General features: G+C 62.4%; 20 protein-coding genes, 3 tRNA genes, 1 pseudogene and 1 riboswitch. Of the genes and pseudogenes, 11 read left to right on the top strand and 13 right to left on the bottom strand.

Annotated features, from left to right (window positions below):
• Positions 1-65 precede the first annotated feature (65 nt).
• Positions 66-530 carry a helix-turn-helix domain-containing protein gene (locus LDP01_RS20395; RefSeq protein WP_224094943.1) on the bottom strand — a complete coding sequence of 155 codons (465 nt, stop codon included), beginning with the start codon at positions 528-530 and terminating at the stop codon, positions 66-68.
• Between LDP01_RS20395 and LDP01_RS20390 the strand changes: the two are divergent.
• Positions 518-1,609: pseudogene (locus tag LDP01_RS20390) on the top strand (transposase); the annotation flags it as partial. The gene LDP01_RS20395 and the pseudogene LDP01_RS20390 sit on opposite strands and share 13 nt — an antisense overlap.
• A 391-nt stretch (positions 1,610-2,000) precedes the next feature.
• On the opposite strand, the gene LDP01_RS20385 reads toward LDP01_RS20390, so the two are convergent.
• From LDP01_RS20385 to LDP01_RS20365, 5 genes are all read right to left on the bottom strand, one after another.
• A tRNA-Phe gene (locus LDP01_RS20385) sits at positions 2,001-2,076 on the bottom strand.
• Between the two features lie 48 nt (positions 2,077-2,124).
• Positions 2,125-2,198, bottom strand: a tRNA-Asp gene (locus tag LDP01_RS20380).
• Positions 2,199-2,283: 85 nt separating this feature from the next.
• Positions 2,284-2,356 (bottom strand) — tRNA-Glu (locus tag LDP01_RS20375).
• Between the two features lie 143 nt (positions 2,357-2,499).
• Complete coding sequence (locus LDP01_RS20370) at positions 2,500-2,721, bottom strand: helix-turn-helix domain-containing protein (RefSeq protein ID WP_224094941.1); 222 nt, start codon at positions 2,719-2,721, stop codon at positions 2,500-2,502.
• Positions 2,721-3,335 carry a hypothetical protein gene (locus LDP01_RS20365; RefSeq protein WP_224094940.1) on the bottom strand — a complete coding sequence of 205 codons (615 nt, stop codon included), beginning with the start codon at positions 3,333-3,335 and terminating at the stop codon, positions 2,721-2,723. Before LDP01_RS20365 ends, LDP01_RS20370 begins: the two co-directional genes overlap by 1 nt.
• Positions 3,336-3,508: 173 nt before the next feature.
• Here LDP01_RS20365 and LDP01_RS20360 point away from each other — a divergent pair, with 173 nt between their 5' ends.
• The gene (locus LDP01_RS20360) at positions 3,509-4,471 is read left to right on the top strand and encodes a DMT family transporter (RefSeq protein WP_224094939.1); all 963 of its coding nucleotides are present in this window, start codon (positions 3,509-3,511) and stop codon (positions 4,469-4,471) included.
• Here the strand turns inward: LDP01_RS20360 and LDP01_RS20355 are convergent, their stop codons facing one another.
• The gene (locus tag LDP01_RS20355; protein WP_224094938.1) at positions 4,472-5,395 is read right to left on the bottom strand and encodes a carbohydrate kinase family protein; all 924 of its coding nucleotides are present in this window, start codon (positions 5,393-5,395) and stop codon (positions 4,472-4,474) included. It lies immediately after the preceding gene.
• Between the two features lie 157 nt (positions 5,396-5,552).
• Between LDP01_RS20355 and LDP01_RS20350 the strand changes: the two genes are divergently transcribed.
• Together LDP01_RS20350 and LDP01_RS20345 are read left to right on the top strand one after the other, a co-directional pair.
• The gene (locus LDP01_RS20350; protein WP_224094937.1) at positions 5,553-6,077 is read left to right on the top strand and encodes a metallopeptidase family protein; all 525 of its coding nucleotides are present in this window, start codon (positions 5,553-5,555) and stop codon (positions 6,075-6,077) included.
• 10 nt (positions 6,078-6,087) lie between these two features.
• Entirely contained in the window at positions 6,088-7,008 is a 921-nt protein-coding gene (locus LDP01_RS20345) for a cation diffusion facilitator family transporter (RefSeq protein ID WP_224094936.1), read from the top strand.
• Here the strand turns inward: LDP01_RS20345 and LDP01_RS20340 are convergent.
• Together LDP01_RS20340 and LDP01_RS20335 are read right to left on the bottom strand one after the other, a co-directional pair.
• Positions 7,005-9,776: a PEP/pyruvate-binding domain-containing protein gene (locus tag LDP01_RS20340; protein WP_224094935.1), complete on the bottom strand. Its 2,772-nt coding sequence runs from the start codon at positions 9,774-9,776 to the stop codon at positions 7,005-7,007. The genes LDP01_RS20345 and LDP01_RS20340 overlap by 4 nt on opposite strands.
• A 20-nt stretch (positions 9,777-9,796) precedes the next feature.
• On the bottom strand, positions 9,797-10,834 hold the full coding sequence (locus LDP01_RS20335; RefSeq protein ID WP_224094934.1) for a universal stress protein: 1,038 nt from the start codon (positions 10,832-10,834) through the stop codon (positions 9,797-9,799).
• A gap of 427 nt (positions 10,835-11,261) precedes the next feature.
• Between LDP01_RS20335 and LDP01_RS20330 the strand changes: the two genes are divergently transcribed.
• On the top strand, positions 11,262-11,954 hold the full coding sequence (locus tag LDP01_RS20330) for an NAD(P)/FAD-dependent oxidoreductase (protein ID WP_224094933.1): 693 nt from the start codon (positions 11,262-11,264) through the stop codon (positions 11,952-11,954).
• Positions 11,955-12,136: 182 nt separating this feature from the next.
• Here the strand turns inward: LDP01_RS20330 and LDP01_RS20325 are convergent, their stop codons facing one another.
• The gene (locus LDP01_RS20325) at positions 12,137-12,904 is read right to left on the bottom strand and encodes an NlpC/P60 family protein (protein ID WP_224094931.1); all 768 of its coding nucleotides are present in this window, start codon (positions 12,902-12,904) and stop codon (positions 12,137-12,139) included.
• Between the two features lie 3 nt (positions 12,905-12,907).
• A riboswitch (cyclic di-AMP (ydaO/yuaA leader) is annotated at positions 12,908-13,076 on the bottom strand.
• Between the two features lie 173 nt (positions 13,077-13,249).
• The gene (locus tag LDP01_RS20320; protein ID WP_224094929.1) at positions 13,250-13,873 is read right to left on the bottom strand and encodes a copper resistance CopC family protein; all 624 of its coding nucleotides are present in this window, start codon (positions 13,871-13,873) and stop codon (positions 13,250-13,252) included.
• 113 nt (positions 13,874-13,986) lie between these two features.
• On the opposite strand from LDP01_RS20320, the gene LDP01_RS20315 reads away from it, so the two are divergent.
• The 6 genes from LDP01_RS20315 (at position 13,987) to LDP01_RS20295 (ending at position 22,369) form a co-directional block, all read left to right on the top strand.
• Positions 13,987-15,429 (top strand): NCS2 family permease, encoded by a 1,443-nt coding sequence (locus LDP01_RS20315; protein WP_224094928.1) that lies wholly within the window; start codon positions 13,987-13,989, stop codon positions 15,427-15,429.
• 73 nt (positions 15,430-15,502) lie between these two features.
• Positions 15,503-16,462, top strand: a complete 960-nt coding sequence (hutG, locus tag LDP01_RS20310) for a formimidoylglutamase (RefSeq protein WP_224094927.1) — start codon at positions 15,503-15,505, stop codon at positions 16,460-16,462.
• A 56-nt stretch (positions 16,463-16,518) separates the two neighbouring features.
• Positions 16,519-17,007, top strand: coding sequence for a hypothetical protein (locus LDP01_RS20305; protein ID WP_224094926.1), 489 nt, complete (start codon positions 16,519-16,521; stop codon positions 17,005-17,007).
• 131 nt (positions 17,008-17,138) lie between these two features.
• Positions 17,139-18,191 carry a hypothetical protein gene (locus LDP01_RS24020; RefSeq protein WP_527249108.1) on the top strand — a complete coding sequence of 351 codons (1,053 nt, stop codon included), beginning with the start codon at positions 17,139-17,141 and terminating at the stop codon, positions 18,189-18,191.
• Complete coding sequence (locus tag LDP01_RS20300; protein WP_527249107.1) at positions 18,094-22,044, top strand: NAD-glutamate dehydrogenase; 3,951 nt, start codon at positions 18,094-18,096, stop codon at positions 22,042-22,044. The genes LDP01_RS24020 and LDP01_RS20300 overlap by 98 nt, the downstream gene beginning before the upstream one ends.
• A gap of 103 nt (positions 22,045-22,147) precedes the next feature.
• Positions 22,148-22,369: a hypothetical protein gene (locus LDP01_RS20295; protein WP_216922352.1), complete on the top strand. Its 222-nt coding sequence runs from the start codon at positions 22,148-22,150 to the stop codon at positions 22,367-22,369.
• Between the two features lie 66 nt (positions 22,370-22,435).
• Here the strand turns inward: LDP01_RS20295 and LDP01_RS20290 are convergent, their stop codons facing one another.
• Positions 22,436-22,684: a hypothetical protein gene (locus tag LDP01_RS20290; RefSeq protein ID WP_216922354.1), complete on the bottom strand. Its 249-nt coding sequence runs from the start codon at positions 22,682-22,684 to the stop codon at positions 22,436-22,438.
• A gap of 197 nt (positions 22,685-22,881) precedes the next feature.
• Complete coding sequence (hutH, locus tag LDP01_RS20285; RefSeq protein ID WP_224094925.1) at positions 22,882-24,474, bottom strand: histidine ammonia-lyase; 1,593 nt, start codon at positions 24,472-24,474, stop codon at positions 22,882-22,884.

The raw sequence follows: 24,474 nt of genomic DNA, 5'->3' as shown, positions 1-24,474 counted from the left end.
CCACACAGGTCCTGCGCAAGGGTCTCGGGCCTACGCCCGACCGCGCCACCTGCCCAAGTTAAAGATCAGGTGAGGGCTCTATTCCCTTCTGGTCTGTTCATGGCCCTACTGCCACCTCGATATGGACTGACCGATGGTCGGCTGCGGGCAGGGACGAACAACTCAGTTATGTCACACTCGAGGACTGCGGCAATGTCCCACAACCGCTCGTAAGCAACGCTCTTCCGGCCCCACTCGATCCCGATGATCATCGTGCGGCTAAGGCCTGATTCCAAGGCCAAGGCCTCTTGCGATAAGCCCTGTTCCAGGCGAATCTCCCGGATACGGCCTCCAACTAGCGCCCGCCGTTCAGCCCATCGGAGCGTCTGCTCTTCGGAGGACTGCTGCGGACGTATAGGCACAAATCCATGCCAGCCCAAGTAGACTGGGTTTGTCTGCCGCACTAGTAACACATGGTGGATTTCGGGGTCTGTAAAGGAGGTGGCTTTCGCCACATGGAGACCTGTCAGTAACCGATATGATCCGGGCATACAAGTTCCGCATGTACCCGACGTCGAAGCAGGAGGCACTGCTCCGGGCCATGCTTGCCGACCACCGAGACCTTTACAACGCCGCATTGCAGGAACGCAAAGAAGCTTGGAGACGCGGGAAACAGGTGTGGTTCAAGGACCAGGATGCCCAGTTGACTGCCATACGCTCGACCGATCCCGACCAAGCGCGGTGGTCTTACTCGTCCCAGGAGCAGACACTGCGCCGACTGGACAAGGCATTCAAAGCGTTCTTCCGCCGCATCAAGTCCGGGGAGAAGAAAGTCGGCTATCCCAGATTCAAGGGGCCGCGGCAATTCACCTCCGTAGAGCACCGCAACGGGGACGGCGCCAAGTGGGCTTCAGTTCCACATCCCACCCAGACGCGAGTCAAGTTCCAGGGTGTGGGTCACGTCAAAGTCAAACAACATCGTCCTGTCATCGGCAGTGTGAAAAGACTGTCTGCCCAGCGTGAAGGCAAACATTGGTATGTCCACCTCGTTGTCGAACAGGAACTACCTCCTCCTCTTCCCAAGACCGGGGCCCAGATTGGGCTCGACCTCGCCACGGGCCAGAACGGATTGGCATACACCTCGCTTGGGGAAAGGATCGACAATCCGCGTTACGGAGCAGCGGCTTCTGAGAAAATCGCCGCCGCCCAACGGCAAGTGTTTAGGTGCCAACAAGGCTCCAAGCGGCGCCTTAAGGCATGGGATAAGGTCGCCAGTCTCTACCGCAAGGCTCGCAATCAGCGGCACGACTATCTGCATAAGACTTCACGGCAGCTTGTCGTTGCGTTTGATCTAATTGTGGTGGAAGCGCTAAGAACGGGCGATATGACTCGTCGATCAGCGCCCCGCCCCGATGGTAGCGGAGGCTACCTTCCTAACGGGGGAACTGCAAAGACTGGTCTCAACCGGTCGATACGCGATGCAGGCTGGGGTCAGTTCCTGGATCTGATTTGCGCCAAGGCTGAAAGCGCCGGGCGTGACTTCATTCAGGTCAACCCCGCCTATACCTCTCAAACCTGCAGTGCATGCGGGCACCGAGAGCAAGCTAATCGAAACGGCAAGGTCTTCCTATGCGTTTCGTGCGGGCATCGAGATGACGCCGACGTCAACGCGGCGTTGAACATACTCAGGGCCGGGCTGGCCCCTGCGGGATGCGGCGTAACCGCATCACGAAAAGCCCGATTCTTGGGAGAGGTCACAACCCTCGGTAAGTCCCCAGGTCGCGGGAGCGGTCACACTCGAACAGGGATTTGGGGGCCCGGGGCCGCCGCTTCAGAGATCGTTCCGAGCGAGCAAGCTGCAAGCCATGCACCCAGCACCGACCCGTCTACCAAGGAAATACCAGGGCTCCGGTTCAGATTTTTCCCGATTGGACCCGATCCAGCCCTAATTTTCACGGTGGGCAGGGCAAAGAAAAACCCCGCCAGATCCTCGATAATACTGAGAACTGCGGGGTTTTCGCTGGTGGCTCCGACCGGCGTCGATCCGGTGACCTTTCGATTTTCAGTCGAACGCTCTACCAACTGAGCTACAGAGCCTAGGTGACAAGTCACCTTGAGAACCGAAATTACTTCCGGCGCTCAGAGCGACCCTGACGGGACTTGAACCCGCGACCTCCGCCGTGACAGGGCGGCGCGCTAACCAACTGCGCTACAGGGCCTTGCGTTTGCAGTATCTCTACCGCGTTTTTTTCAAGGCTTCTAGCTTACCAGACTTTTTTCATCCGATTTACCACTTGCCTTGCGTACCCCCAACGGGATTCGAACCCGTGCCGCCGCCGTGAAAGGGCGGTGTCCTAGGCCGCTAGACGATGGGGGCCTGAACTCAATTCGGATTATGCGAGGAAAAACAACACTTTATGCGTTCTTTTCGGTTCTCACCCGTCCGAACTGGACTCTAAAACTTTAGAGCATAGATGGCGATATTCCCAAATCGAGGTCTGCGCGACTATGCAATAGCGACTACGGGACGTGCTCAAGGAGGTCACCGACCTGGCAATCAAGCGCCTCGCAGATGGCTGTCAGCGTGGAGAATCGGATGGCCTTCGCCCGGTCATTTTTGAGGACGGACAGGTTGACGAGGCTCACCCCAACTCGACGGCTGAGCTCCGTCAGCGTCATGCCGCGGAGCTCCAGCAACTCATCCAGCCTGCAGTGGATAGCGATCGTCTCTTCGGCTGGCATCAGACAAGGCCTTCGGTATCGCTCTGTAGGCGTCGCCCGAATTGGAACACGCCCCCCAGCAACACGAGCACCCCGCCAGCCACCAAAGGTGCCGGGTCGAACCCGGAAATGTAGACCAACGTTTCCCCGGCCCTCGCCGGCATGGCTCCAAGCTGTTCGGCCAGCCGATTCTTAGCGGTGGAATCCAGCAGCTGGGCGGCGCTTCCCGAGATTGCCAGGAGCATGCCGACGGACCCAACGATGACGGCAGTGCGCGGGCCGAACAGCACCCTGCTCGTAAGCCGATAGGCCAGCAGGACCAGGAGCGAAACGACGCAGAGGACGGCCACCAGACTCATGACTGCCGACCAACCCAGGAGTGAAGCCTCATATACAGGGAGGACGGGGACGGTTGCCTGCACTTCCGAGACGCGGGCTACGGCACCGAGATCCAGCGCTTCCGACTCCCGGGTGGAAGGGTCAAGGGGCAGCCGCAGGACCACCTCTCCGTCGCCATTACTGATGATCGTCGAGACTGTTGAAAGCGAAGCGGCAATGGCGACCGCCACCGAGACGACAATGAGGACGACCGAATCCACTCTTGACAGCACACTCACGCGCGCCAGCGAATCCACGATCCTTCTTTTTGGACCCACAGTTTCCCCCCAGTGGTTATCGAAATTCGTTAATATCGAACATCGATAAACTAACCCCGCAACCCACGCGGCGTCAAACATTGGCAGTTTCTTGCCGTGACGCGTCCGAAAACCGCCAGCCCCGCCAACCTCCCCGGCACTAGATTGGCTCTATGACAACCACCACCCCGGCCGAACCTGGCCAGCCGTCCCCGGGCATGCAACCGCGCAACACCCCCGCGCCTGCAGCTCCCATCAGCAAACTTGGCATCGCCGCCGTCGTCGTCACCGTAGTCCTTTGGGCTTCAGCGTTCGTCGGCATCCGCGCTGTGGGCCCGAGCTTCTCCCCCGGTTCCTTGACGCTCGGACGGTTGGCGGTTGCCGCCGTCGTACTTGGAATCGTGGTGCTGCCCACCCTGAAAGTCTGGCCACGGGGCAAGGAATGGCTGCCCATCGTGGCGTACGGGGTGATGTGGTTCGGCGGTTACAACGTGGCGCTGAACGCTGCGGAGCACATGCTCGACGCCGGTACCAGCGCCATGCTGATCAACGTCTCGCCGATCCTCATTGCAGTCCTCGCCGGAGTAGTCCTCAAGGAAGGCTTCCCACGGTGGCTTCTGATCGGCAGCGCCGTTGCGTTCGGTGGCGTGGCGATGATCGCCCTCGGTTCGGGACAGCGTTCGACGGCGGATGTCGCCGGGGTGTTGTTGTGCTTGCTTGCCGCCGTACTCGCCTCCGTCAGCGCGATCCTGCAGAAGCCGGTGCTCCGGAAATTCACAGCCGGCCAGGCGACCTGGTTCGGCATCATGGTAGGCACCGTGTGCTGCCTGCCGTGGACGGGCCAACTGATCAGCGAGGTCCAGTCGGCGCCGCTGCCGGCCACACTCGGCTTGGTCTACCTGGGCATCTTCCCTACGGCCATCGCCTTCACCACATGGGCGTACGCACTGTCCTTGATCTCGGCCGGAAAACTCGCCGCCACGACGTACCTGGTCCCCGGCACCACCATCCTCATCTCTTGGGCTGTGCTTCAGGAAGTCCCAACCATCTGGGGACTGATCGGTGGCGTGGTGTGCTTGATCGGCGTGGGCCTGACCCGGCGAACGGCAATGGCTGCCCGGCGAACGGCAAAGTGACTAGCGGGCCATACCCGCAAGGAGCTCCCGGTGCGTGGGTGGATTGGCGCCCGGACGGCCAACGGTAATGGATGCTGCCATGGATGCCGTGGTTCCGATCCGCTCCAGGACCGTAGGCGCCAGACCGTCGCTGCCACGCAGGAGCAGGCCCATAATGAGCGCCGACATATATGAATCCCCGGCGCCGATGGTGTCGGCCACGTTCGATGGAATGGCGGGAACTGTGAGTTGCATGTGCCGGGTGGCCATGAGCGAACCGCTGGAGCCCCGGGTCACTACCGCAAGTACAGTGCCAAGGTCCAGGAGGTGACTCGCGGTGTCCTCCAAATCCTTGCCCGGGTACAGCCAACGGGCGTCGTGCGCGCTCATTTTCACGACGTCCGTCAATGGCACCAACTCTTCGAACAAGGAAAGTGCCTCGTGGTGGCTGCCAAGGAGGTCAGCACGGATGTTGGGATCGTAGGTAATCATGCAGCCGCCCTGCGCCTGCTCCAGCAGGCTCCTGACAACGCTGGCCCCAGGTTCAAGGAACGTGGCGATCGAACCCGTGTGCAGGATTCTTGGTGCATACGGCAGCGCGAGCGGAGCAAGTGCCCAATCGATCTCGAACGTGTACTCAGCCGAACCGTCGGCATCGATCCGGGCGGTCGCCGTCGCCGTCTTGCCCAAGGACTTTGATCCGGGCAGCAGTACCACGCCCGCGCCCTGAAGGTGCGAGGCAATGGCGTCGCCCCGCTGGTCCCGTCCGATGGCGGTCAGCAGGCCGGCCTTTACATCCAGGCGGCCGAGCCCATAAGCAACGTTGGCCGGCGAGCCTCCGGGATATTCGATCTGCCCATCGGGCGACTCCACGATGTCGATGAGCGCCTCACCTACCACGACGACGTCGAGGGGCTCAGGTGCGGAGGTAGGCGTGGCGGTCATGCGGTTCCTGTTCGTTCGTTGGTGAGATGCGGGGCTGGCCTACGGATTGCCGTTCGACGAGCTCGCATTCGAACAGTTCAGCATGACCTGGGGACGGTGCACCAGCGCGTACCAGCTCCAGGGCGTCAATGTTCCTTGTTGGGACTAGAGTCGGATCATGTCCGCGAATCTCCCTCCCGGCCTGCCCATCGTTCCCGACGGCGATCTCCCCTCCTCGCCGCTTCCGGAGCGGAAAGCAGCGCATAGCCCGATCGAGCATGCCCCCACCGAGGGCGCTGGATTAGCCGGAGTTGACGCGGATTTCCCTGCCGGGCCGTTCGAAATGTCGCCGGAGGAGTTCGAAGAAGCTGTGAGCGACGCCTTGCAGCTGATCCCACCCAAAGCTGCAAGCGCCATGGACAACGTGGCAATCTTCATCGAGGACGACTACACACCACGCCCGGATGAAGATCCGGACACCGTACTACTTGGTTTGTACGAGGGCGTGCCGTTGACCGAACGCGACTCCTGGTGGGAAGCGGGCTCCCTGCCGGATCGGATCACTATTTTTCGCCAGCCCATCCTGGACATCTGCTCCACCCGCGAGGAAGTCATCGACGAAGTGGCCGTGACGGTGATCCACGAGATCGCCCACCACTTCGGAATCGACGACGACCGCCTGCATGAGCTCGGCTGGGGCTAGCCTTGTAAGCATGGGGCACGATCACAACCACTCCCACGGAGTAACCGCAACCGGCAAGCATCGCAAACGGCTTATTGCAGTCCTGGCCATCACCTTGGGTGTGGTGGGCATCCAGGTGGTTGGCGCGCTCATCTCTGGCTCGCTGGCGCTGCTGGCCGATGCAGGCCACATGCTGTCCGACGCCGCAGGCGTGTTCATCGCATTGATGGCGGCGTGGATTGCTACCCGCCCGGCGAGCGATCAACGGACTTACGGATATCAAAGGGCCGAGGTGCTGGCGGCTTTGGCCAACGCCCTTGTACTCATCGTCATCGCAGTCGTCATCATGATCGAGGCCATCCGCCGCTTTGGGGAGTCGCCGGAAATCCATACGGACGTCATGCTGTGGGCGGCGATCCTGGGCGCCCTGGCCAACCTCATTTCCCTGATGATCCTGCAGGGGGCCCAAAAGGAAAGCCTCAACGTCCGGGGGGCCTATCTTGAGGTCCTTGGCGATCTTCTCGGATCGATTGCCGTTATTGCGGCGGCCATCGTCATCATGACCACGGGCTTCACTGCCGCTGACCCTATTGCTTCTGTCCTGATCGCCCTCATGATCATCCCCCGCGCCTGGCACCTGCTCCGCGATGTTGTGGACGTACTTCTGGAAGCTACCCCCAAGGGCGTGGACGTGAACATGATCCGCGAGCACATCCTTGCCGTGGACGGCGTAGTGGAGGCCCACGACATCCACATCTGGACCATCACATCCGGGGTGCCCGTGTTCTCCGCCCATGTTGTTGTGGAAGACGAGGTCCTTAACGCCAGCGGGGCAGACAGCATCCTGGACCAGCTTGGATCCTGCTTGGGGCGCCATTTCGACACCGAGCACTGTACCTTCCAGCTGGAACCTGTCAGCCACTCCGAGCACGAGTCACACCAGCACGCCTAGCCGGGCGCGTCACTTGGCGTCGCAGTTACCGTTCCTGCTGCTCCATCCACCGTGATGATCTGGCCTGAGCTGATCCGCAGGGTCGCGTCGGGCACGCCCACCACCGCAGGTATGCCGTATTCGCGGGCCACCACGGCGCCGTGGGAGTTGGGACCGCCCATTTCCATAACTAGGCCGCCGGCGGTGAGGAACAAGGGTGTCCAGCCGGGGTCGGTGGAGGGCGCCACGAGGATTTCCCCAGGTTCCAGATGAGCGCCAACGGGGTCCAGGATGACCCTCGCCGGGGCTGTGATGACGCCCGCCGACGCCGGACTGCCGGAGAGCGCTCCGGGAGAAGCCGGGGTTCTGCCAGCTGCGGCAGTGGCTTCAGGTTCTGTCCCGTCTGAGAGCAGTACCCGTGGAATATGCCGACGCCTCAGTTCCTGTGCGTATTCTGCGCGGCGATCTGCCACGAGTTGATGGAGCTTGTTGCCAGCCAGGGCAGTCTCTACTTCGTTGAGGTCCAGGAAGAAGATATCCTCCGCGCTTTCAATCCGCCCTGCCTCCGCCAGTTCTGCTCCGACCAGCGAGAGTTGTTCCCTTGCCGAAGCCAAGCCGAGGACGAGGTTGTATTTGGGCAGCTCCCTCATCCCGGCAAACCTGCGCGTACGGTCCAACGCCGCACGGACCAGCTTGGCATGGAGAGGACTCTTGGCCCTTGCCCGCGCAACCAATCTGGCAACCTGTTCATCTGCCTCCCGGGCAGCTTTCCCGAACTGCTGGTCGGGTGCGTCCGCCGTGTGCTCGAGCCGCAGATAGTTGACCACGACGCCGAGTATGTGGGTTGGGTCGTCCGACCATCGGGGCATGCCGAGGTCGATCTCAGCCACAGCCCTGTGCCCGTAGGTGCGGAGGAAAGCTTCAAGCCCGGATTGCGCAACTGCTGGTAGTGCTCTGTCCTTGTACTGCTGAACGAGTTCGTCGAGTGTGGGGTAACTCAGGAAGGCCAAGGCCTCCGGATCTTCCCTGATCTCCTTGGCAAGCTGCCACAGCGCAAGGTCCATCTCGGTGGTGACATTGTTGGGTAGCCCGCGGATGACTGTTTGGAGCTGGTCCCAGGAGGCTTGCCCGCCCAACACCTTCCGGACGAGTCCAAGCATCGCAAAGCCCAGAACGGGAAGGGGCAGCACTTGGGGAACCGTTGCGAATACTTCCTCCCCCAGGATTCGCTGCACGTGGGCAATTCGCTGGTGGGCGGTGACGCCCTCCGGCACCCGGAGGGCCTGATGGAGCTCTGCCTCAAGCTGCTCTTGGCGCTTCATTGCGGCGTCGGGACGGAAAAGAGCCCGGACTACCGACTCAGGGACACGGTATTTAGCAGCAACAGGCGCAACGTGCCTGATGAGTCTTATCGGAGTTTTGATGGTGACGGCGAACCGCGGGTCATCGAAGAGGCCGCGAATCACCGCCGCGGAACGGGCCTCCATGATGTCAAAGATGCGCGGCACAATGGCCCGGCCCACCTTGCTGCGCAGCACGGATGTGAAGTCGAAGAAGATCCTCTGCCCGGCCTCATAGTAGGGCGATGGTCCCGAGCGTGGATCGGGGACATCGAAAGCCGCCCTGCGGGCAACGCTGGAAGCTATCAGGCGGATACCCGCCAGGCCCATGGGCGTCAGAGGCCTGGTGAGTCCTTGGGCGAGGCTGAAGTTCAGGAACGCGTGCTCACCGGGAGTCGCCGGCACCCGCGAGGTCAGCGGATAGAGGGTAGTAATGGGCCTTGCCTGCGTGAGCCAGAGTTTCCCGGACGAATCGATCGCCCATTCTGTATCCTGCGGGGCTCCATAGTGGGCCTCGACGCGCCTTCCCAACTCGGCCAGCGCGTGGATCTGGTCATCGCTGAGGCACGGCTGCACGGCGTGATTCTTGGTTGCCGCGGCCTGACCGGCCCGCTCAATTCGTTCGGTGCCACCGCCGGCAAGCGATCTGATCTCTACCTGCCGGTCACCCAGCGACCGCTTCAGGATGGAGTTGGTCTGCATATCAACTACGTACTGATCGGGATTAACGGCGCCTGACACTACGGCTTCTCCCAGACCAGGGCTGGCATCGATCACAGCTTCACGGCGCCGACCCGTCACCGGGTTGGCCGTGAACATCACACCGGCCGTCGCGGAATCCACCATCTCCTGGACAACGACGGCCAGCGTCACCGTGGCATGGTCAATACCGTTGGTTGTCCGGTAGCTCACTGCCCGGTCCGTCCAGAGCGATGCCCAACAGCGGCTTACGGCGTCCAGAACTGCGTCTGCTCCCACTACGTTCAGGAAAGTGTCCTGCTGCCCGGCGAAACTCGCGAAGGGCAAGTCCTCGGCCGTGGCTGAGGACCTCACTGCGACGGGGGCTGCGTCTCCCAACCTCCGATACGCCGTCCGTACCGACTCAGCGACGTCGGTGGGAACTCCGGCGTCGAGCACCAAGGATCTTGCCCGGGCGGCTAGCCTATTCAGTTCGTCAAGGTCAGAAGCTCCGGCGTCCTGTAGAAGTGCAAAGATCTCCTCCATTCCAATCGCTGAAAGGGCGTACCGGTAGGCGGACGTTGTAAGGCAAAAGCCCGGCGGCACTGGAAGGCGGGCGGCATTCAGCTCGCCGAGATTGGCGGCCTTGCCGCCTACCTCGGGGAGCATGTCCGCCCGGATGTCCGCAATATCCCGAATGAAGACTTGCCCGTTTACATCCGGGCCCGCGCTGTCTTCCTGCCTATGCTTCCCGGGCTGCTGGTTATCCATGGACGGTTCGCGCCATGGCCCTAAGCCGCGCCGAGCATGGGTCCGAATTTGGGCCGGTCTGCCAGCCGCGGATCCTCGCGGTCCGGAACAACGAGGACCGGCCCCTTGGCGTGATGAAGCACGCCATCAGATGTGGAACCAAGGAGCATGCCCGCGAAACCACCCCGGCCCCGCGTACCCAGGACAACCAGCTCCACGCCCCGGCTAGCCTCGACCAACACGTCCACTGGTGAGCCGTCCCTAAGGTCCGTTTCCACGGGCAGCTGCGGGAAGTGGCTGCGGAGCCAGGCGACGCCTGCATCCAATTGGACCTTAATATCCGCGAACAGGGCATCGCGATCCAACGGTGCCGGCACCCAGGCCAAGGAGCCGCTGTACTGCGGGACTGCGCAGATGACGCGGAGTTTGGCCCCCATCCGCTGGGCTTGTTCGGCTGCCTCGAGAACGGCGACGCGGGCCTGCTCCGAACCGTCCACACCCACGGCGACGACGTTTTCCACCGTTCGCGGCCCGGCCTTGGCGTGCTCAGCCTTGATGTGCTTGTCCTCGGTGTTCTCGCCCAAACGATCGGCGCAATACAGCGGGACCGTTACGGTGGGGCATTTTGCGTGGGCCGGCAAGGCGCTGCTGACCGAGCCCAGGAGACGCCCGACAAAGCCACCACGGCCACGGCTGCCGAACACCAGGAGTGCAGCGTTCGCAGAGAGGTCAAGGAGGACTCCCGCGGCATCCCCATTCTCCACTGACGCATCGACGTCAATGTTGTAGCTTGAGACCTTATCCATGGCTTGCTTGACGATTGCTTCCGCGCCCTCGCGGATCACGGAATCGTCCACGGTGGCGTATCCGCCGTCGAGGCCGGACGCTGCGAAGATGGGCACCGAATAAGCCGTGACTATATGCAGGGGAAGTTGGCGCCGTTCCGCCTCACGCGCAGCCCATACAAGGGCGCATTGACCATGCTCGGAACCGTCCACTCCGACGACGATTCCACCAGGCGCCACAGCCTGGTCCCCGCCGTCCCGTGGTTCTTCAATGTGTCTGCCGTGCTGGTCCATGGGGCCCGCCTCTCCACCTACTGCTTGATGTTCCGGCCATTCTGCCAGAGGTTCTCCCTACCGGTGATCCCTTGCTGGCGCGCAACCAATAGCCGGGGCCGAAGAAACCCTCGGGGTTCTCCTTCCAATGCCCACTATTCTCGGTTGGCAATGCCGAATCAAGGCGACTTTGGGCTATGTGGATAACGGTCCGGGCTCGGTTTCCGGCACGCTCACCACGCGCCGGGTTGCGCTGCGGATGAACATCCAAAACACGCTGTCGCCGAGGCTATCCATGGCAGAAAAAGTTCGGTAGTGTTCGAGTCACCGAATGGCCGGCAAAGGTGTCCCAGGACACAACCCGGCCATTTATTTGCGGCCGCTTGGGGAACTCGGACGCGATCCAGCGCGCTGCCGAAGGCACACACGTCAAGGAGGAACCCAAGCAGTGTCACTCACTCCTGATTCCGTCACGGAACGGACTACCACCGTGGTGATCGGCACCGGCCTCTCCGGCCTGGCTGTTGCCAGCGAGCTCAGCCGCTACGGCGTCGGTTCCATCGTGCTGGATGGCTTTGGTTCTTTATCGACCACCGGACCAGCGGTCCACACGGGAATGCTCCAGCGCTGCGACGCAGCAGACCCCGCGGCAATGCAGGAGCGCAACGAGATCCTGCGCCATTTGCGCAACTACGCCGCCAGCCATCACTTGGATGTCCGCACCACCACACGCGCTGTCCGGCTGGACTTCCTGGGTGGCGACTCGTCGTTGCAGCTTGGATACGGACCCGTCGCAAGCCTGACCACGGGCAGCCTGAGGGCTGGGATGAGCGTCTATGGCCCCCTCGAATCCACCCCACGTCAATGGGCCGTGCATACAGCCAGCGGGGTTCTCCTGGCAGACCACATCGTGGTGACGCGCTGCGCCCAGAGCCAGCTGCGCCGAATGCTTGCCGATCTGGGAATCGCCATAGGCCAGAACTTCGTGGCAGCCATGCGTGCAGTCGGGATGCACTTGGTGGGCGTTGGGGAACTTATTACACCCACGCCCAAGGAAGTACTACGGCAAGCCAAGGCAGTGGGGCAAGCGATCTCATCCAAGGTGGCCCTCCCCGCCGGGCCGGGCATCGCCCTCGCCTAGAACCTGGCCTGGAGCCTTTACCTGGAACCCTGCGCGTAGAAACCTGGCGGAGAACCCTGGCCTTGAAACGATCGAGCCAACCAAAGCATGTTCCTAAAAAGAACAAAAATTAACCCAAAAGGCCGGCGCCTCCGAAGACATTTGTCCTCGAAAGCACCGGCCTTTGAGTTGGAGCGTGAAGCTTAGGCGCCAGCGCGTACGTACGTGATGGGGCCGGTTGCGGTGAGCCAGCTGATCGGGTGGATGCCCGTCTGGTTGCCGTTGATGCCACCGCTGATGGCCTGGCCGTTGCCGATGTAGATGGCTACGTGGCCGGACTGGACGATCATGTCACCGGGCTGGGGGTCGCTGACAACCTTGCCGTAGTTCAGGAACTGCATGGGTGCGAGGTCGCCAACCGGGATGCCGGCAGAGCCGAGGGCCCGTTCCACCATCGCGGTGCAATCCTGCATGATGCCGATCTGGGCGTAAGCCGAGGCGACCATGGCAGCGTTGATGCCACCAACAGCCGGAGCTGCAGCAGGCGCGGATGCCACTGGGGCGGTAGCCGTAGTAGTTGCAGCGGCCTGGACGGTAGCCGCTGCGGGCGCCTTCTTGGCCGCCGGAGCCGGAGCAACAGGAGCCGGCTTTTCAATGACGGGAGCCGCTACGGAAGCAACCGCGGGGCGCTCGAAGTTGATGGTGGCCGTCGATGCGGCCGTAACAACCTTGGTGGGACCCTCGGTAACGGTCTCGGCGACAGTAGCGGGGCTGGAGTCGCGCTGAACAGGGGTCTCTGCTGCGTGGGCAGCGATGGAGCCCGTGAGGACCAGGCCTGAAGCTGCTGCGATGACAGCGGCTTGGCGACCTGCGCCGGATGCGTTGCTGGCAACAGCCTTGGAGATGGAGATGAACGGATTAGGACGTACGCTGTCCGCCTTACGACGGCCGCGAAGAATGCGTGAAGACATGAAAGAGCCTCTCCCGATGCCTGCGAGGTTAGCTGTCGGATTCGGATGGGAGTCACCCGGCCACTATCCCCCGCTGTGCAGCGGAAGCTTCGTGACTTCACCCCAAGGCGCGCTCTGAAAGCGGGCCAAAATGGGTTCCCCGTCTCTGCCGTAGGTTTGTCTGCGAACGGATTCCGGACTGCGGCAGAGCTAGGCAATCAGACCGGAATGCCTGTTACGTGGAACAGGCACAGGTACAACCGTACGGGAAGATCACCCCAAAGTCACATTTACGTAACGAGCAGTTCGTTTTTGGCGTGTCGCAGTAACCGTTTCGAGATCTTCGCAAGTATGTAGAAAACCCCGCTATTCCGGGGAATTTTCGCCACCCGGGTCGTTGGGGGCCGCTAGCTTCTTCCGGGCTGTAACAGCGAGGAAGATCACCAGACCGATCGCCACCACAGCGAGGCCAACGATGCTCCAGGGGAAGGGCTGGGAAGCTGCCGGAGCCGGCTCAGTATTTTCCGTACCGGGGGCCGCTGTGCCCGCCGTCGGAACAGCCGCCGGAGCCGGGGAGGAGGCACCTGCCGAGCCGCTCGCCGTCGTCGTGCTTGTCCCGGAAACTGTGAACTTGAAGGTTCCCTCGATCGGGTGGGAGTCTGAACTGACCACACGCCACACCACGGTGTATTCGCCGGCTGGAGCGCCCTGACGCAGCTTCTGGACAGCCCTGTTGTCGATGATTTCCACTGCGCCATCTGCCCAGTTTTCGCCCCCGGCGGTGACGGTCACGCCGGAACCGATGGCCAGTGGCTGGTTGTTGAACGTGATGGATACCGACGCCGGCACTTCAGCCACCCTGGCACCGTTGGCCGGGGTTGTTGATTCGGCGACGTCGTGCGCGGAGGCCGGAGCAGCTCCAAGCAGCAACGCGGAAGCGAAAGCAAGAGCGGCTACGACGGCGGCCAGAAGCGGGCGGATGGTACGCATGGGGCGGTTTCTCCTAGTGTTGGCTTCCTTACAGACTAGGCGAATCGTTCCAGCACCCCACATTGGCGGGCATAGGATTTGAGAGCAAACTCCCCCGATCACCGGAGACCTTCATGCTTAAACAAGGTTCTGCAATCGACCGCTACTTCAAGATCTCCGAGCGCGGGTCCACATACTCGCGCGAAATCCGCGGCGGCTTCGCGACCTTCTTCGCCATGAGCTACATCGTGGTGCTGAACCCGCTGATCCTCTCCGGGGCAGACTCGAGCGGAGCATCGCTCGGCTTCACGGCCGTAGCGGCAACCACTGCTTTCGTTGCGGGCATCCTCACGATCCTCATGGGCGCTTGGGCCAAGCACCCCTTCGCCGTGGCAACGGGCCTGGGAGTGAACGCATTCGTCGCCGTAACGGTTGCCTCCCACCCTGAACTGACCTGGCCGGACATGATGGGGCTGGTGGTGCTTTCGGGTGTCACCATGCTCATCCTGGTACTCACCGGATTCCGCACGGCCGTTTTCAGGGCCGTCCCGGAAGCGCTCAAGACGGCAATCGTGGTGGGCATTGGCCTGTTCATCGCCTTGATCGGGCTGGTCAACGCTGGTTTTGTCCGACGCATTCCGGATGCCGCCGGCACCACGGTCCCGCTGGGCCTTGGCGTGGATGGCAAGCTGATGGGCTGGCCGACGTTGGTGTTCGCTGTCGGCCTGGTCCTGACCATTGCGTTGGTGGTGCGAAAGGTCCGCGGGGCAATCCTGATCGGCATCGTGGTGTCCACCGCCCTGGCCGCCATACTCGAATTCACGCTTCACATTGGTCCCAGCTTCGACGGTAAGAACGTCAATCCCCGCGGCTGGTCACTGGTGGCGCCGACGCTTTCCGAATGGGGCGCCCCTGACCTCTCCCTGATCGGCAAAGCCAACCCCTTCGGAGCTTTTGAACACCTCGGTTTCGTGGCTGCTGCGCTGTTGGCGTTCGTGATCCTCCTCAGCATCTTCTTCGACGCCATGGGCACTATGGTGGGCCTGGCCAACGAGGCAGGGACCGTGGACGAACACGGAAACATTCCCAATGTGGACCGCGTCCTGCAGGTCGATGCCCTGGGCGCAATCGTCGGTGGCGGTGCCTCCGTTTCGTCCAACCAGATCTTCGTTGAATCGGGCGCGGGCATTGGCGAGGGCGCCCGGACCGGTCTCGCCTCCATTGTCACGGGCCTGCTCTTCCTGGTGGCAATGTTCTTCACGCCGCTCATCAACCTGGTCCCGTTCGAAGCCGTGGCTCCTGCGCTTGTGGTGGTGGGCTTCATGATGGTGTCCCAGGTTGGCAAGATCGACTGGCAGGACTGGGGCGTTGGCATTCCCGCCTTCCTGACTATCGCCCTGATGCCATTCACGTACTCCATTGCCAACGGCCTGGGCGCAGGCTTCATCTCCTACGTCCTGATCCGCACTTTCCAGGGCCGTGCCCGTGAAGTCCACCCCCTGATGTGGGCAGTGGCGGCTGCGTTCCTGCTGTTCTTTGGCATCGGAACTGTGGAGGAGTTGTTGGGCGTCAAGTAGCGATGTCCGGCATCCCGGACACTGCAGCGCGCTGCAGCTGTTTTTTGGCCCGCTGGTGGGGTGTGCTTAAAGCATGGCTCCAAACACCAGCACCAACCCTTCCGTAGACGTCCTTCCCACACCATGGACCGGCCGCTTTGACGGCGACGGCGACGAACATCGCCGCTGGTGGCAGGCCATCCAACCCCTTACTTCCCCGGCCATTCCCGGCGCCTCGCGTCCCGCCGTCGTGCTGGGTTTCTGCAGCGACGCCGGAGTGCGGCGCAACAAGGGCCGTGCGGGTGCCTCCGCGGCTCCGGCCGCCATCCGCTCGGCGCTGGCTCCCCTGGCTTTCCACCTGGACCGTGACGTGTTCGACGCCGGCGACGTAGTTGTGGAGGACGACTCACTGGAAGAAGGCCAGCAGCGCGCCGGACGCGCCGTCTCGGAACTGCTCGACGCCGGAAACCTCACCGTGATGCTGGGCGGCGGCCACGAGACGGCATTTGCCAGCTACCTGGGCGTTGCCGGATCCAATGCCGTGCGCAGTGGAAAGCGCTTGGGTGTCTTGAACCTGGATGCCCACTTTGACCTGCGCGACGAGCCGACCCCGAGCTCCGGGACTCCATTCCTGCAGATGGCGCAGGAAGAAACCGCCGCTGGACGCGAACTGAGGTACGCCGTCGTCGGAATCTCGGAGCCCAACAACACGCGCACGCTCTTTGACACCGCTGACCGCCTGGGCGTGAAGTACTTGCTGGACGAGGACTGTTCCGCGGAGCGCGTCGAGACGTTCGTAGCCGATTTCGTGGCTGGAATCGATGTGCTGTACTTGACGATCGACCTGGACGTCCTGCCTGCTTCGGTGGCGCCCGGCGTCAGTGCCCCCGCCGCGTTTGGGGTGCCGCTGTCCGTGATCAGTGCCGTTTGCCGTCAGGTAGCGGCAAGCGGGACGCTGTTGCACCTGGACGTTGCCGAATTGAACCCGGAGTTCGATATTGATGGACGAACCGCGAAAGTGGCAGCAAGGCTGGTAAACACGCTGTTGGCATAGAGGCCTGTTCCCGGTCCCTGTCCTGCGTTTAGCCTGAGGGGAAGGGAAGGACGGCGATGGGCGCAACTCCTGTGCAGGACAAGTGGGCCTGGGTGGCAGGACCCGTTGCGGTCGCTTTGGGCCTTGCCGCACACGTCGTTTCCGGTGGGGGCGCCCCGGCGATGCCCGTTCTTCTGGGCTTCGTTGCCCTCTCTGCCTTGGCCGCGCAGCTGGTTGCCCGATGGATCCATGGGCCCGTCCTGTTGCTGCTGCTGTCCGGAGTGGCACAGCAATTGCTGTTCTTCGGTTTCGAAGCTTTGGGGGGTTCATTTTCCGGGGTCGGGTTCCTTGACCATCTGCACGGGCAGCCCCAGCAACCCGTGGCGGTTCCTGTGGACGGTCAGCCGGCTTCAGGGGAACTGCATGCTGCTGACCTGATGCTCTACACCCACGCAGCTGCCGCCATTCTCACCCTCGTGGTGGCCGCGGGCGTTTCGTGGCTGGCGAGACCAAGGGCAACGTTCCGTAGCTTTTCCGTAGCCGGGCCTCCGCGAGATGGCAGTTAATGCCAATGTCTTGCCCAAACACTGTCATCAACTGTCATCTCGCGGGATTTAAGCGATCATGAAATGAGGCGCATGGACTTTGCCGACCGCAGCAGCACGGCCGCTCCTTTGCGCAGCGGAGGCGCAGCGACATGGCACCAATTACGGAGCCGGCGGACGGATTCCTGACCGACTACTACGAGCACGTCACGGACGACGACGTCCGCAGCTACACACCTGAAACGTTGTTGGAACGGGCCCGATATCACCGCTCGTTGGCAGAACGCCGTGAGCCTGGACAAGCAGTCATCGGGGTCCTGAACGAAACAGATACCAGCCTGGTGGCAATCGTCACGGACGACATGCCCTATCTCCTTCCCTCCGTCACGGCCGAGATCTCTCGTGACACCGCTTCCATCCGGCTTCTGGTCCACCCGACTTTCAGCGTCACGCGGGACCCCGCCACCCACCGCCTGATCGATATCCGCAGGGGACCCCATCGCGCGGGGCTGCCCACCGGCGTCGAACGTTCCGAAGATCATGCGCGGGCGACGCCGGCACCTTCGACGGACGGGAACGACGGCGGACGGCTCACGGAGGCGTGGATAGCGATCGAGATCCCCCGGATTCCGGACAACGCGAGCGCGGAGCTGCTGGTGGGCAGGTTGAACAAGGTCCTGGGTGATGTCCGGGCCGCAGCCGAGGACGCCGATGCCATCCACGAGGAACTGCTGCACGAAATCGGTGCACTGGAGGGGTCTGCGGCAAAAGACCGGACGGCGGGTGAAGCGCAGGAACTGTTGCGGTGGCTGGACGACGGGAACTTTGTGTTCCTGGGATTCCGCGGGCGCCGCGGGCTCGGACTCCTCCGTGATGCGGCCGGTCCTGCGGCGCCGGGCGAGGTTTCCGGCCAGGTGCTTACACTCACCAAATCCACGCTTCGCTCAACGGTTCTTCGCCGTGCCTACCTCGACGAGATCAGCATTGCCACAGCGGACGGGAACGGCACCAACACCAGCGCGTGCACTTTTGTTGGCCTCTTCTCCCCTAGTTCAACAGCCCGCCCGGCCCCAGCAGATCCCGGTCATCCGGGACACAGTGCAGGAAGTGCTGCGGGCCTTCGGCTACCCGGCGTCGTCACATCACGCCAAGGAGCTCCTTGCGGTGTTGGAGGCGTATCCGCGGGACGAACTGTTCCATGTTGATGCCGGGCAGCTGGCCATCCGTGCGCGCGAGATCCTCCGGCTCCAGGAACGCCATAGCACCCGGCTCTTTCTTCGTCCTGACTCCTTCGGCCGGTTCATGACAGCACTGGTTTTCCTCCCCAGGTACAGGTACAGCACGGCCGTCAGGCTCAACATCGAGCGCGAGTTGCGCGAGGCATTTGGCTCGGATGCCATAGAGTTCGAGCTTCGGTTGGGCGAATCCGCCATGGCTCGCGTGTTCTTCCGGATCCTTTTGCCACAGGACCCCTCACGGCACGAAGGTGCTCCGGCGGTGGTGGACGCGGCAGCCCTCGAGCAGCGGATCATCGCCGCTACGAGGTCCTGGGCGCAAGGCCTGGACGAGGCCCTCCAAACGAGGTATCCGCGGGAAGAGGCGGCCAGGTTGTCCAGGCAGTGGGCAGCCGCGTTTCCGGCCAGCTACAAGGCCGATTATGAGGTGGAGGACGCACTTGAGGACATTGCCAGGTTCGAAAGTTTTCCGGCAGAGCCGGGTTCTGTGGACGAAGCAGATCCCCTCCTCACCGTTTACCAACGTCCCGGTACGGCAGTCCTCAGTGAGGATGCCCGGATCCGGCTCTACTTAACGCGCCCGCAGAGCCTGACCGAGATCCTTCCCTTCTTCCATAACCTGGGCTTGAAGGTCCTGGACCAGAGGCCTTTCGACGTTCATCGTGCCGACGGGCGGCAGTTCTTCCTTTACGACCTCGGCCTGAAGTATCCGCGCGGGCTTGACCCTGTAGGCACGGGCGATCTGCTGGCCGGTGCGTTCTGTGCCGCGATGCGCGGTGACGCCGAGTCAGACGCTTTGGACGCGTTGGTCATCAAGGAGGGTATCGACTGGCGGCGGGTTGCCATCCTGCGCGCGTATGCCAAGTACCTCCGCCAACTCGGGAGCACCAACTCCTATGGCTTCATCGCTGACACACTCCGCGGGAACGCCTTGGCCACGCATGCCCTGCTTGAATTGTTCGAGGCAAAATTCAATCCTGACCGCTTCGCTCCGGACTTGTTTGAACCGGAACTCCTCAATTCCGGTCATGGCGAGCCAAAGCCGGCCAGGGGCGATCTGTTCGAAGAGGGAAGCAGCGAACTCAGCCACAGGACCCAGGCCGTTCATAGAGCCCGGACGAACCTGATGGAGGCCATCGACGCCGTCCCTGTCCTGGACGCCGACAGGTTGCTGCGTTCCCTGGCGAGCCTGGTGGATGCCACGCTCCGCACGAACTTCTATCTCAACAAGCCCTTCATCAGCTTCAAGCTCAACCCCGCCAGTATCCCGGCTGCCCCTGCACCCCGCCCGAAATTCGAGATCTGGGTCTATTCGCCGCGCGTTGAAGGCGTCCATCTGCGTTTCGGTCCGATAGCCCGCGGTGGCCTTCGGTGGTCGGACAGGAGGGAAGACTTCAGGACGGAAATCCTGGGGCTCGTCAAAGCCCAGACGGTCAAGAATGCCGTGATTGTTCCCACCGGAGCCAAAGGCGGGTTCTTCCCCAAACGGCTCCCGGACCCGGCAGAGGACCGTGCTGCCTGGTTCGCGGAAGGTCAGGAAAGCTACCGGACATTCATCCGCGGGTTGCTGGATATCACCGACAACCTGGTGCCGGATCCCGACGGCGGAAGCAGCGGCCGCGTACTCGCGCCACCGCGGGTGGTGCGGCACGATGGCGACGACTACTACCTCGTTGTGGCCGCTGACAAGGGAACAGCAACCTTCTCCGACATTGCCAACGCCGTTGCCGGGGAGTACGGCTTCTGGTTGGGTGACGCCTTCGCTTCCGGAGGCTCAGTGGGTTATGACCACAAGCAGATGGGGATCACGGCCCGGGGCGCCTGGGAATCCGTGCGGCACCATTTCAGTGAACTCCTGGTGGATTGTCGTGCCGAGGATTTCACGGTGGTTGGCATCGGAGACATGAGCGGAGACGTCTTTGGCAACGGCATGCTCCTTTCCCACCACATCAAGCTCGTAGCCGCCTTTGATCACCGGCACATTTTCCTTGACCCTACGCCGGACCCCGAGGTCTCCTACGCCGAGCGGGAACGGCTCTTCAAACTGCCACGCTCCTCCTGGGCCGATTATGACCGCACCAAGCTGAGCGAAGGCGGCGGAATCTTTGCCCGGACGGAAAAATCCATCCTGATCACAGAACAAGTCCGGCTCGCCCTGGGGTTGGCTGAAGGCACGGATGCGAATGGCCAGCTGGCGATGAGCCCGCCTGAGCTTCTCCGCGCAGTCCTCACTGCCCCTGTGGACCTCCTGTACAACGGCGGAATCGGTACCTATATCAAGGCATCCACCGAGTCCAATGCCGATGTGGGAGATAAATCAAACGACGCCATCCGGGTCAATGCCGGGGATCTGCGCGCGCACATCATTGCCGAGGGCGGCAATCTTGGAGTAACCCAGCGCGGCCGGATCGAAGCAGCTTTGGCAGGCGTCCTGGTCAATACCGATGCCATCGATAATTCAGCTGGCGTGGATTGTTCGGACCATGAAGTGAATATCAAGATCTTCCTTGACCGGATGATCTCCGCGGGCAGGATGTCTGTGGCAGAGAGAACCGGATTCCTGCACTCGCTCCAAGACGAGGTTGGACGGCTCGTCCTGAAAACCAACGATGACCAGAACGTCCTGCTCCTCAATGACAAGCAATTGGCGCTGGAATGGAGCCCCAGCTTTGAACGGACCATGGATTGGCTCGAGTCAGTCACAGATCTGGACAGGGAACTCGAATACCTTCCCAGCAACGCCGAACTTCAGGCACGGGTCCTCACGGGCAAGGGACTAACCACTCCGGAACTCGCCGTTTTGGCCGCCTACGCCAAGATCGAACTCGCCCGCGAACTCACAGAGGGCGGTTTGTCCGATGATCCTTGGTTTTCTCAAACCCTTCGCGGCTATTTCCCCAAGCAAGTCTCAGAGCGGTTCGGCGAACACCTCTCCACGCATCCCCTGCGCCGGGAAATCGTTGCCACGGTAGTGGCCAACGACATGATCAACATGGGCGGCATAGCGTTCGCCTTCCGCGCGATGGAGGAAACCACGGTTTCTGCCTCCGCGGTGGCCCGCGCGTTCGTAGTGATGCGGCAAATCTGGGACTTTGACGCCGTCACAGGCGCCATCGCCCAATTGCCGCCGAGCACTCCCCGCGAGCATGGAGCAGCCGTTGCCCTGGACATGCGGCGGTTGCTGGACCGGTCCGTCCGCTGGTACGTGACCCACGATTTCCGCGACAAGCCCATTGCCGATGCCTTCGCCCGGCTCGAGCAGCCCATGTCCTTGATGCGGGCGAACTTCACGAGCTTCCTTCATGGGATCAACCTTGCCCACGCGCAGAAACGGATGGCCCATACGGACTCGGTGGGCCTGCCCCATGATCTGGGTGTCAGGGCCTCCGAGATCCTGGTCAGCTACGGCTTGCTGGACATTTCCGCTATCGCAGAAGAACTGCAGGAGCCAGTGGAGGCAGTGGCTGAGGTGTACTTCGCAGTCTTCGAACGGATCTCGGCCATCCCCCTGCTGGAACACATCACCATGCTCCCGAGGGACACGCACTGGGAATCGCTGGCACGTGCGGCTTTGCGGGATGACATGTACCTGGTGCTCGCGGACATGACCAAAGCGGTAGTGCGGCACACGCCCCGGATTTCTGGTGCGGCGACTCCCACGACGTCAGACCCAGTGGAGCGAATCATGGACTGGGAACGTGGAAACATCGAACAACTGGCACGCGTCCAGGAGACCATCAGGGAGGCCATCAAGCCCGGTCCCGTGGACATTGCAGCGCTCTCCGTCGCGGTAAAGCTGCTTCGCGCCATGGTCCGGAGATGAGGCGTCGGTCACCAATACTGCCGGTCATCTTACAAATTTAGCGTCAAACGTCCTATGATTGACGGGTCGCCCTCGCATGCGGCAAGTAATAGGAGGCACCCAAATGACCGCTGCAATGACTGCAGAACGCGAAATTCGCCTGTCCTTTTCCAAGGCAGACGAGATCCACGACGGCCTTGAACGCGCCGTGGATGCTTTGATCAAGAACGCAGCAGCAGATGCCAACTGCGGCATTCTGGTGACCCGGCACGAGCCCGGCACCTACACAGTGGCCCTGGACGAATCCGTTCCCTTCGGCCAGACCCACGAAGTGCTCGCTGCGTAATAGTAGTAATTGCAGTTGTAGTAGAAAAGCAAAAAGCCGGGGCCCAAGCCCCGGCTTTTTGCTTCATTACGCCCGGCGGAGAGTCACGCCGTCGGACTTCATGAACAGTTCCTTGCCTTCCTCGGTGACACCCGGCCCTGAGTGCTCAAGCCACACCACATTCCCGCTGCCGGAGACTTCCTCGATCAGCCCTGCCGCGATCACGTGCGCGTACTTGACTACCTCCACGCGCTCGCCAACCTTGAGTTGCCTCCAGTCCGAAACCGTAACCGAGTGTGCGTTTCGTCTGGAGAGGACTGCTCCACGTGCCTTCATTGAACTTCTACCCCTTTGTGGATGTTCGCTGTTGTGTATTGAGTTATGGACGGTTGACCGTCAAGCCCACGGCGTCGTTGACGTGGACGTGACGTACACCATAAGTTCTACTACATTTGTCACGCCCCGGAGATTGCGTTGCGAACAATTTCCGGGACGTGACAAATTTGCCCATCAAATGAGCGTTTTATTCGACGTCAGGCCAAAACCCCGACGGCGGATTCGGCGGCCGCACGGACCGCACCGGAGCCAACCAGGCGGTCAGCCGCTTCGAGTTCGGGCGACAGGAACCTATCGGTTCCCGGTCCCTGGACCACTTCACGAAGTACCTCAAGCACAGCTGTGCCGGCCGGGCCCGGGGTCAGTTCGCCGTCGGACATCTGCGTGCGCATGTCGATAGCGCGGGCGCTGGTGACCAGCTCCACGGCCAGGACGCGGCGGAGATTCTCCACGGCCTTGCGAAGCTTCCGGGCAGCATGCCAGCCCATGGACACGTGGTCTTCCTGCATGGCGGAGCTCGGGATGGAGTCCACCGATGCCGGCACGGCCAGGCGCTTGTTGTCCGAAACGAGCCCGGCCTGCGTGTACTGGGCGATCATGAGGCCGGAATCGACGCCAGGGTCGCCGGCGAGGAACGCCGGGAGTCCGTGCGAGCGGGCCGGGTCCAGCATGCGGTCCGTGCGGCGCTCTGCGATGGAGCTGAGGTCCGCGACGGCGATCGCCAGGAAGTCCAGGACATAGGCCACGGGCGCACCGTGGAAGTTGCCGTTGGACGTGACGCGGCCGTCCGGCAGGACAACCGGGTTGTCGATCGCAGCGGCAAGTTCACGGGAAGCCACCAGTGCGGCGTGGTCCACGGTGTCACGGACAGCACCGGCAACCTGAGGGGCACAACGCAGCGAGTAGGCGTCCTGGACCTTGGTGTCGTTGATCCGGTGGGATGCGACGATGGGCGAGTTGGACAGCACGCGCAGCATGTTGTCCGCGCTGGCAGCCTGGCCGGGGTGCGGACGCAGGGCAGCGTGGAGCTCCGGCAGGAACACCTGGTCGGTGCCCAGCAGCGCCTCAACGCTGAGCGCGGCGGTGACGTCCGCCGTCGCGAGCAACAAACGGATGTCGGCGATGGCCATCAGGAGCATGCCGAGCATGCCTTCGGTTCCGTTGACGAGGGCCAGGCCTTCCTTTTCCGCCAGCGTGACCGGTTCGATGCCGTGCTGTGCGAGCAGCTCAGCGACCGTCTGCTTACCGGGCACACCATAGAGTTCGCCGTCGGGACCGGTTGCTTCGCCTTCGCCCATCAGGACCAGCGCGCAGTGGGACAGCGGTGCGAGGTCGCCGGAGCAACCGAGCGAACCGAACTCGCGGACCAGCGGGGTAATGCCTGCATTGAGGACGTCCACCATGGTCTGCAGGACCACGGGACGGACACCGGTGCGGCCGGATGCCAGGGTCTTGGCGCGGAGGAACATGATGCCGCGGACCACTTCGCGTTCCACTGCCGGGCCCATGCCCGCTGCGTGGCTGCGGATCAGCGACTTCTGCAGCTGCGTGCGGAGGTCGTTGGGGATGTGGCGGTTGGCCAGCGCACCGAAGCCCGTGGAGATCCCATAAGCGGGGACATCGCTGGTGGCGAGGCTGTCGATGTGTGCCCGGACCTTGGCAACGTTATCCAGGGCCTCCTGGGAAATGGTCACCTTGGCGTCGTGGCGTGCGACGGCGACGACGTCTTCCGGGGTCACGCCACTGGAACCGAGGGTAACGGTGAGCTGTTCGTTCGATGTGATGGTCAT

The organism is Arthrobacter sp. StoSoilB13, assembly GCF_019977255.1.
Lineage (GTDB): Bacteria > Actinomycetota > Actinomycetes > Actinomycetales > Micrococcaceae > Arthrobacter.
This window is presented reverse-complemented; position numbering and strand designations above follow the sequence as displayed.

Excerpts from the sequence above, each read along its gene's own strand:
- LDP01_RS20395 (WP_224094943.1), bottom strand. The coding sequence starts at position 530 with ATGCCCGGATCATATCGGTTACTGACAGGTCTCCATGTGGCGAAAGCC.
- LDP01_RS20370 (WP_224094941.1), bottom strand. The coding sequence starts at position 2,721 with ATGCCAGCCGAAGAGACGATCGCTATCCACTGCAGGCTGGATGAGTTG.
- LDP01_RS20360 (WP_224094939.1), top strand. The coding sequence starts at position 3,509 with ATGACAACCACCACCCCGGCCGAACCTGGCCAGCCGTCCCCGGGCATG.
- LDP01_RS20355 (WP_224094938.1), bottom strand. The coding sequence starts at position 5,395 with ATGACCGCCACGCCTACCTCCGCACCTGAGCCCCTCGACGTCGTCGTG.
- LDP01_RS20350 (WP_224094937.1), top strand. The coding sequence starts at position 5,553 with ATGTCCGCGAATCTCCCTCCCGGCCTGCCCATCGTTCCCGACGGCGAT.
- LDP01_RS20345 (WP_224094936.1), top strand. The coding sequence starts at position 6,088 with ATGGGGCACGATCACAACCACTCCCACGGAGTAACCGCAACCGGCAAG.
- LDP01_RS20340 (WP_224094935.1), bottom strand. The coding sequence starts at position 9,776 with ATGGATAACCAGCAGCCCGGGAAGCATAGGCAGGAAGACAGCGCGGGC.
- LDP01_RS20335 (WP_224094934.1), bottom strand. The coding sequence starts at position 10,834 with ATGGACCAGCACGGCAGACACATTGAAGAACCACGGGACGGCGGGGAC.
- LDP01_RS20325 (WP_224094931.1), bottom strand. The coding sequence starts at position 12,904 with ATGTCTTCACGCATTCTTCGCGGCCGTCGTAAGGCGGACAGCGTACGT.
- LDP01_RS20320 (WP_224094929.1), bottom strand. The coding sequence starts at position 13,873 with ATGCGTACCATCCGCCCGCTTCTGGCCGCCGTCGTAGCCGCTCTTGCT.
- LDP01_RS20315 (WP_224094928.1), top strand. The coding sequence starts at position 13,987 with ATGCTTAAACAAGGTTCTGCAATCGACCGCTACTTCAAGATCTCCGAG.
- hutG (WP_224094927.1), top strand. The coding sequence starts at position 15,503 with ATGGCTCCAAACACCAGCACCAACCCTTCCGTAGACGTCCTTCCCACA.
- LDP01_RS20305 (WP_224094926.1), top strand. The coding sequence starts at position 16,519 with ATGGGCGCAACTCCTGTGCAGGACAAGTGGGCCTGGGTGGCAGGACCC.
- LDP01_RS24020 (WP_527249108.1), top strand. The coding sequence starts at position 17,139 with ATGGCACCAATTACGGAGCCGGCGGACGGATTCCTGACCGACTACTAC.
- LDP01_RS20295 (WP_216922352.1), top strand. The coding sequence starts at position 22,148 with ATGACCGCTGCAATGACTGCAGAACGCGAAATTCGCCTGTCCTTTTCC.
- LDP01_RS20290 (WP_216922354.1), bottom strand. The coding sequence starts at position 22,684 with ATGAAGGCACGTGGAGCAGTCCTCTCCAGACGAAACGCACACTCGGTT.
- hutH (WP_224094925.1), bottom strand. The coding sequence starts at position 24,474 with ATGACCATCACATCGAACGAACAGCTCACCGTTACCCTCGGTTCCAGT.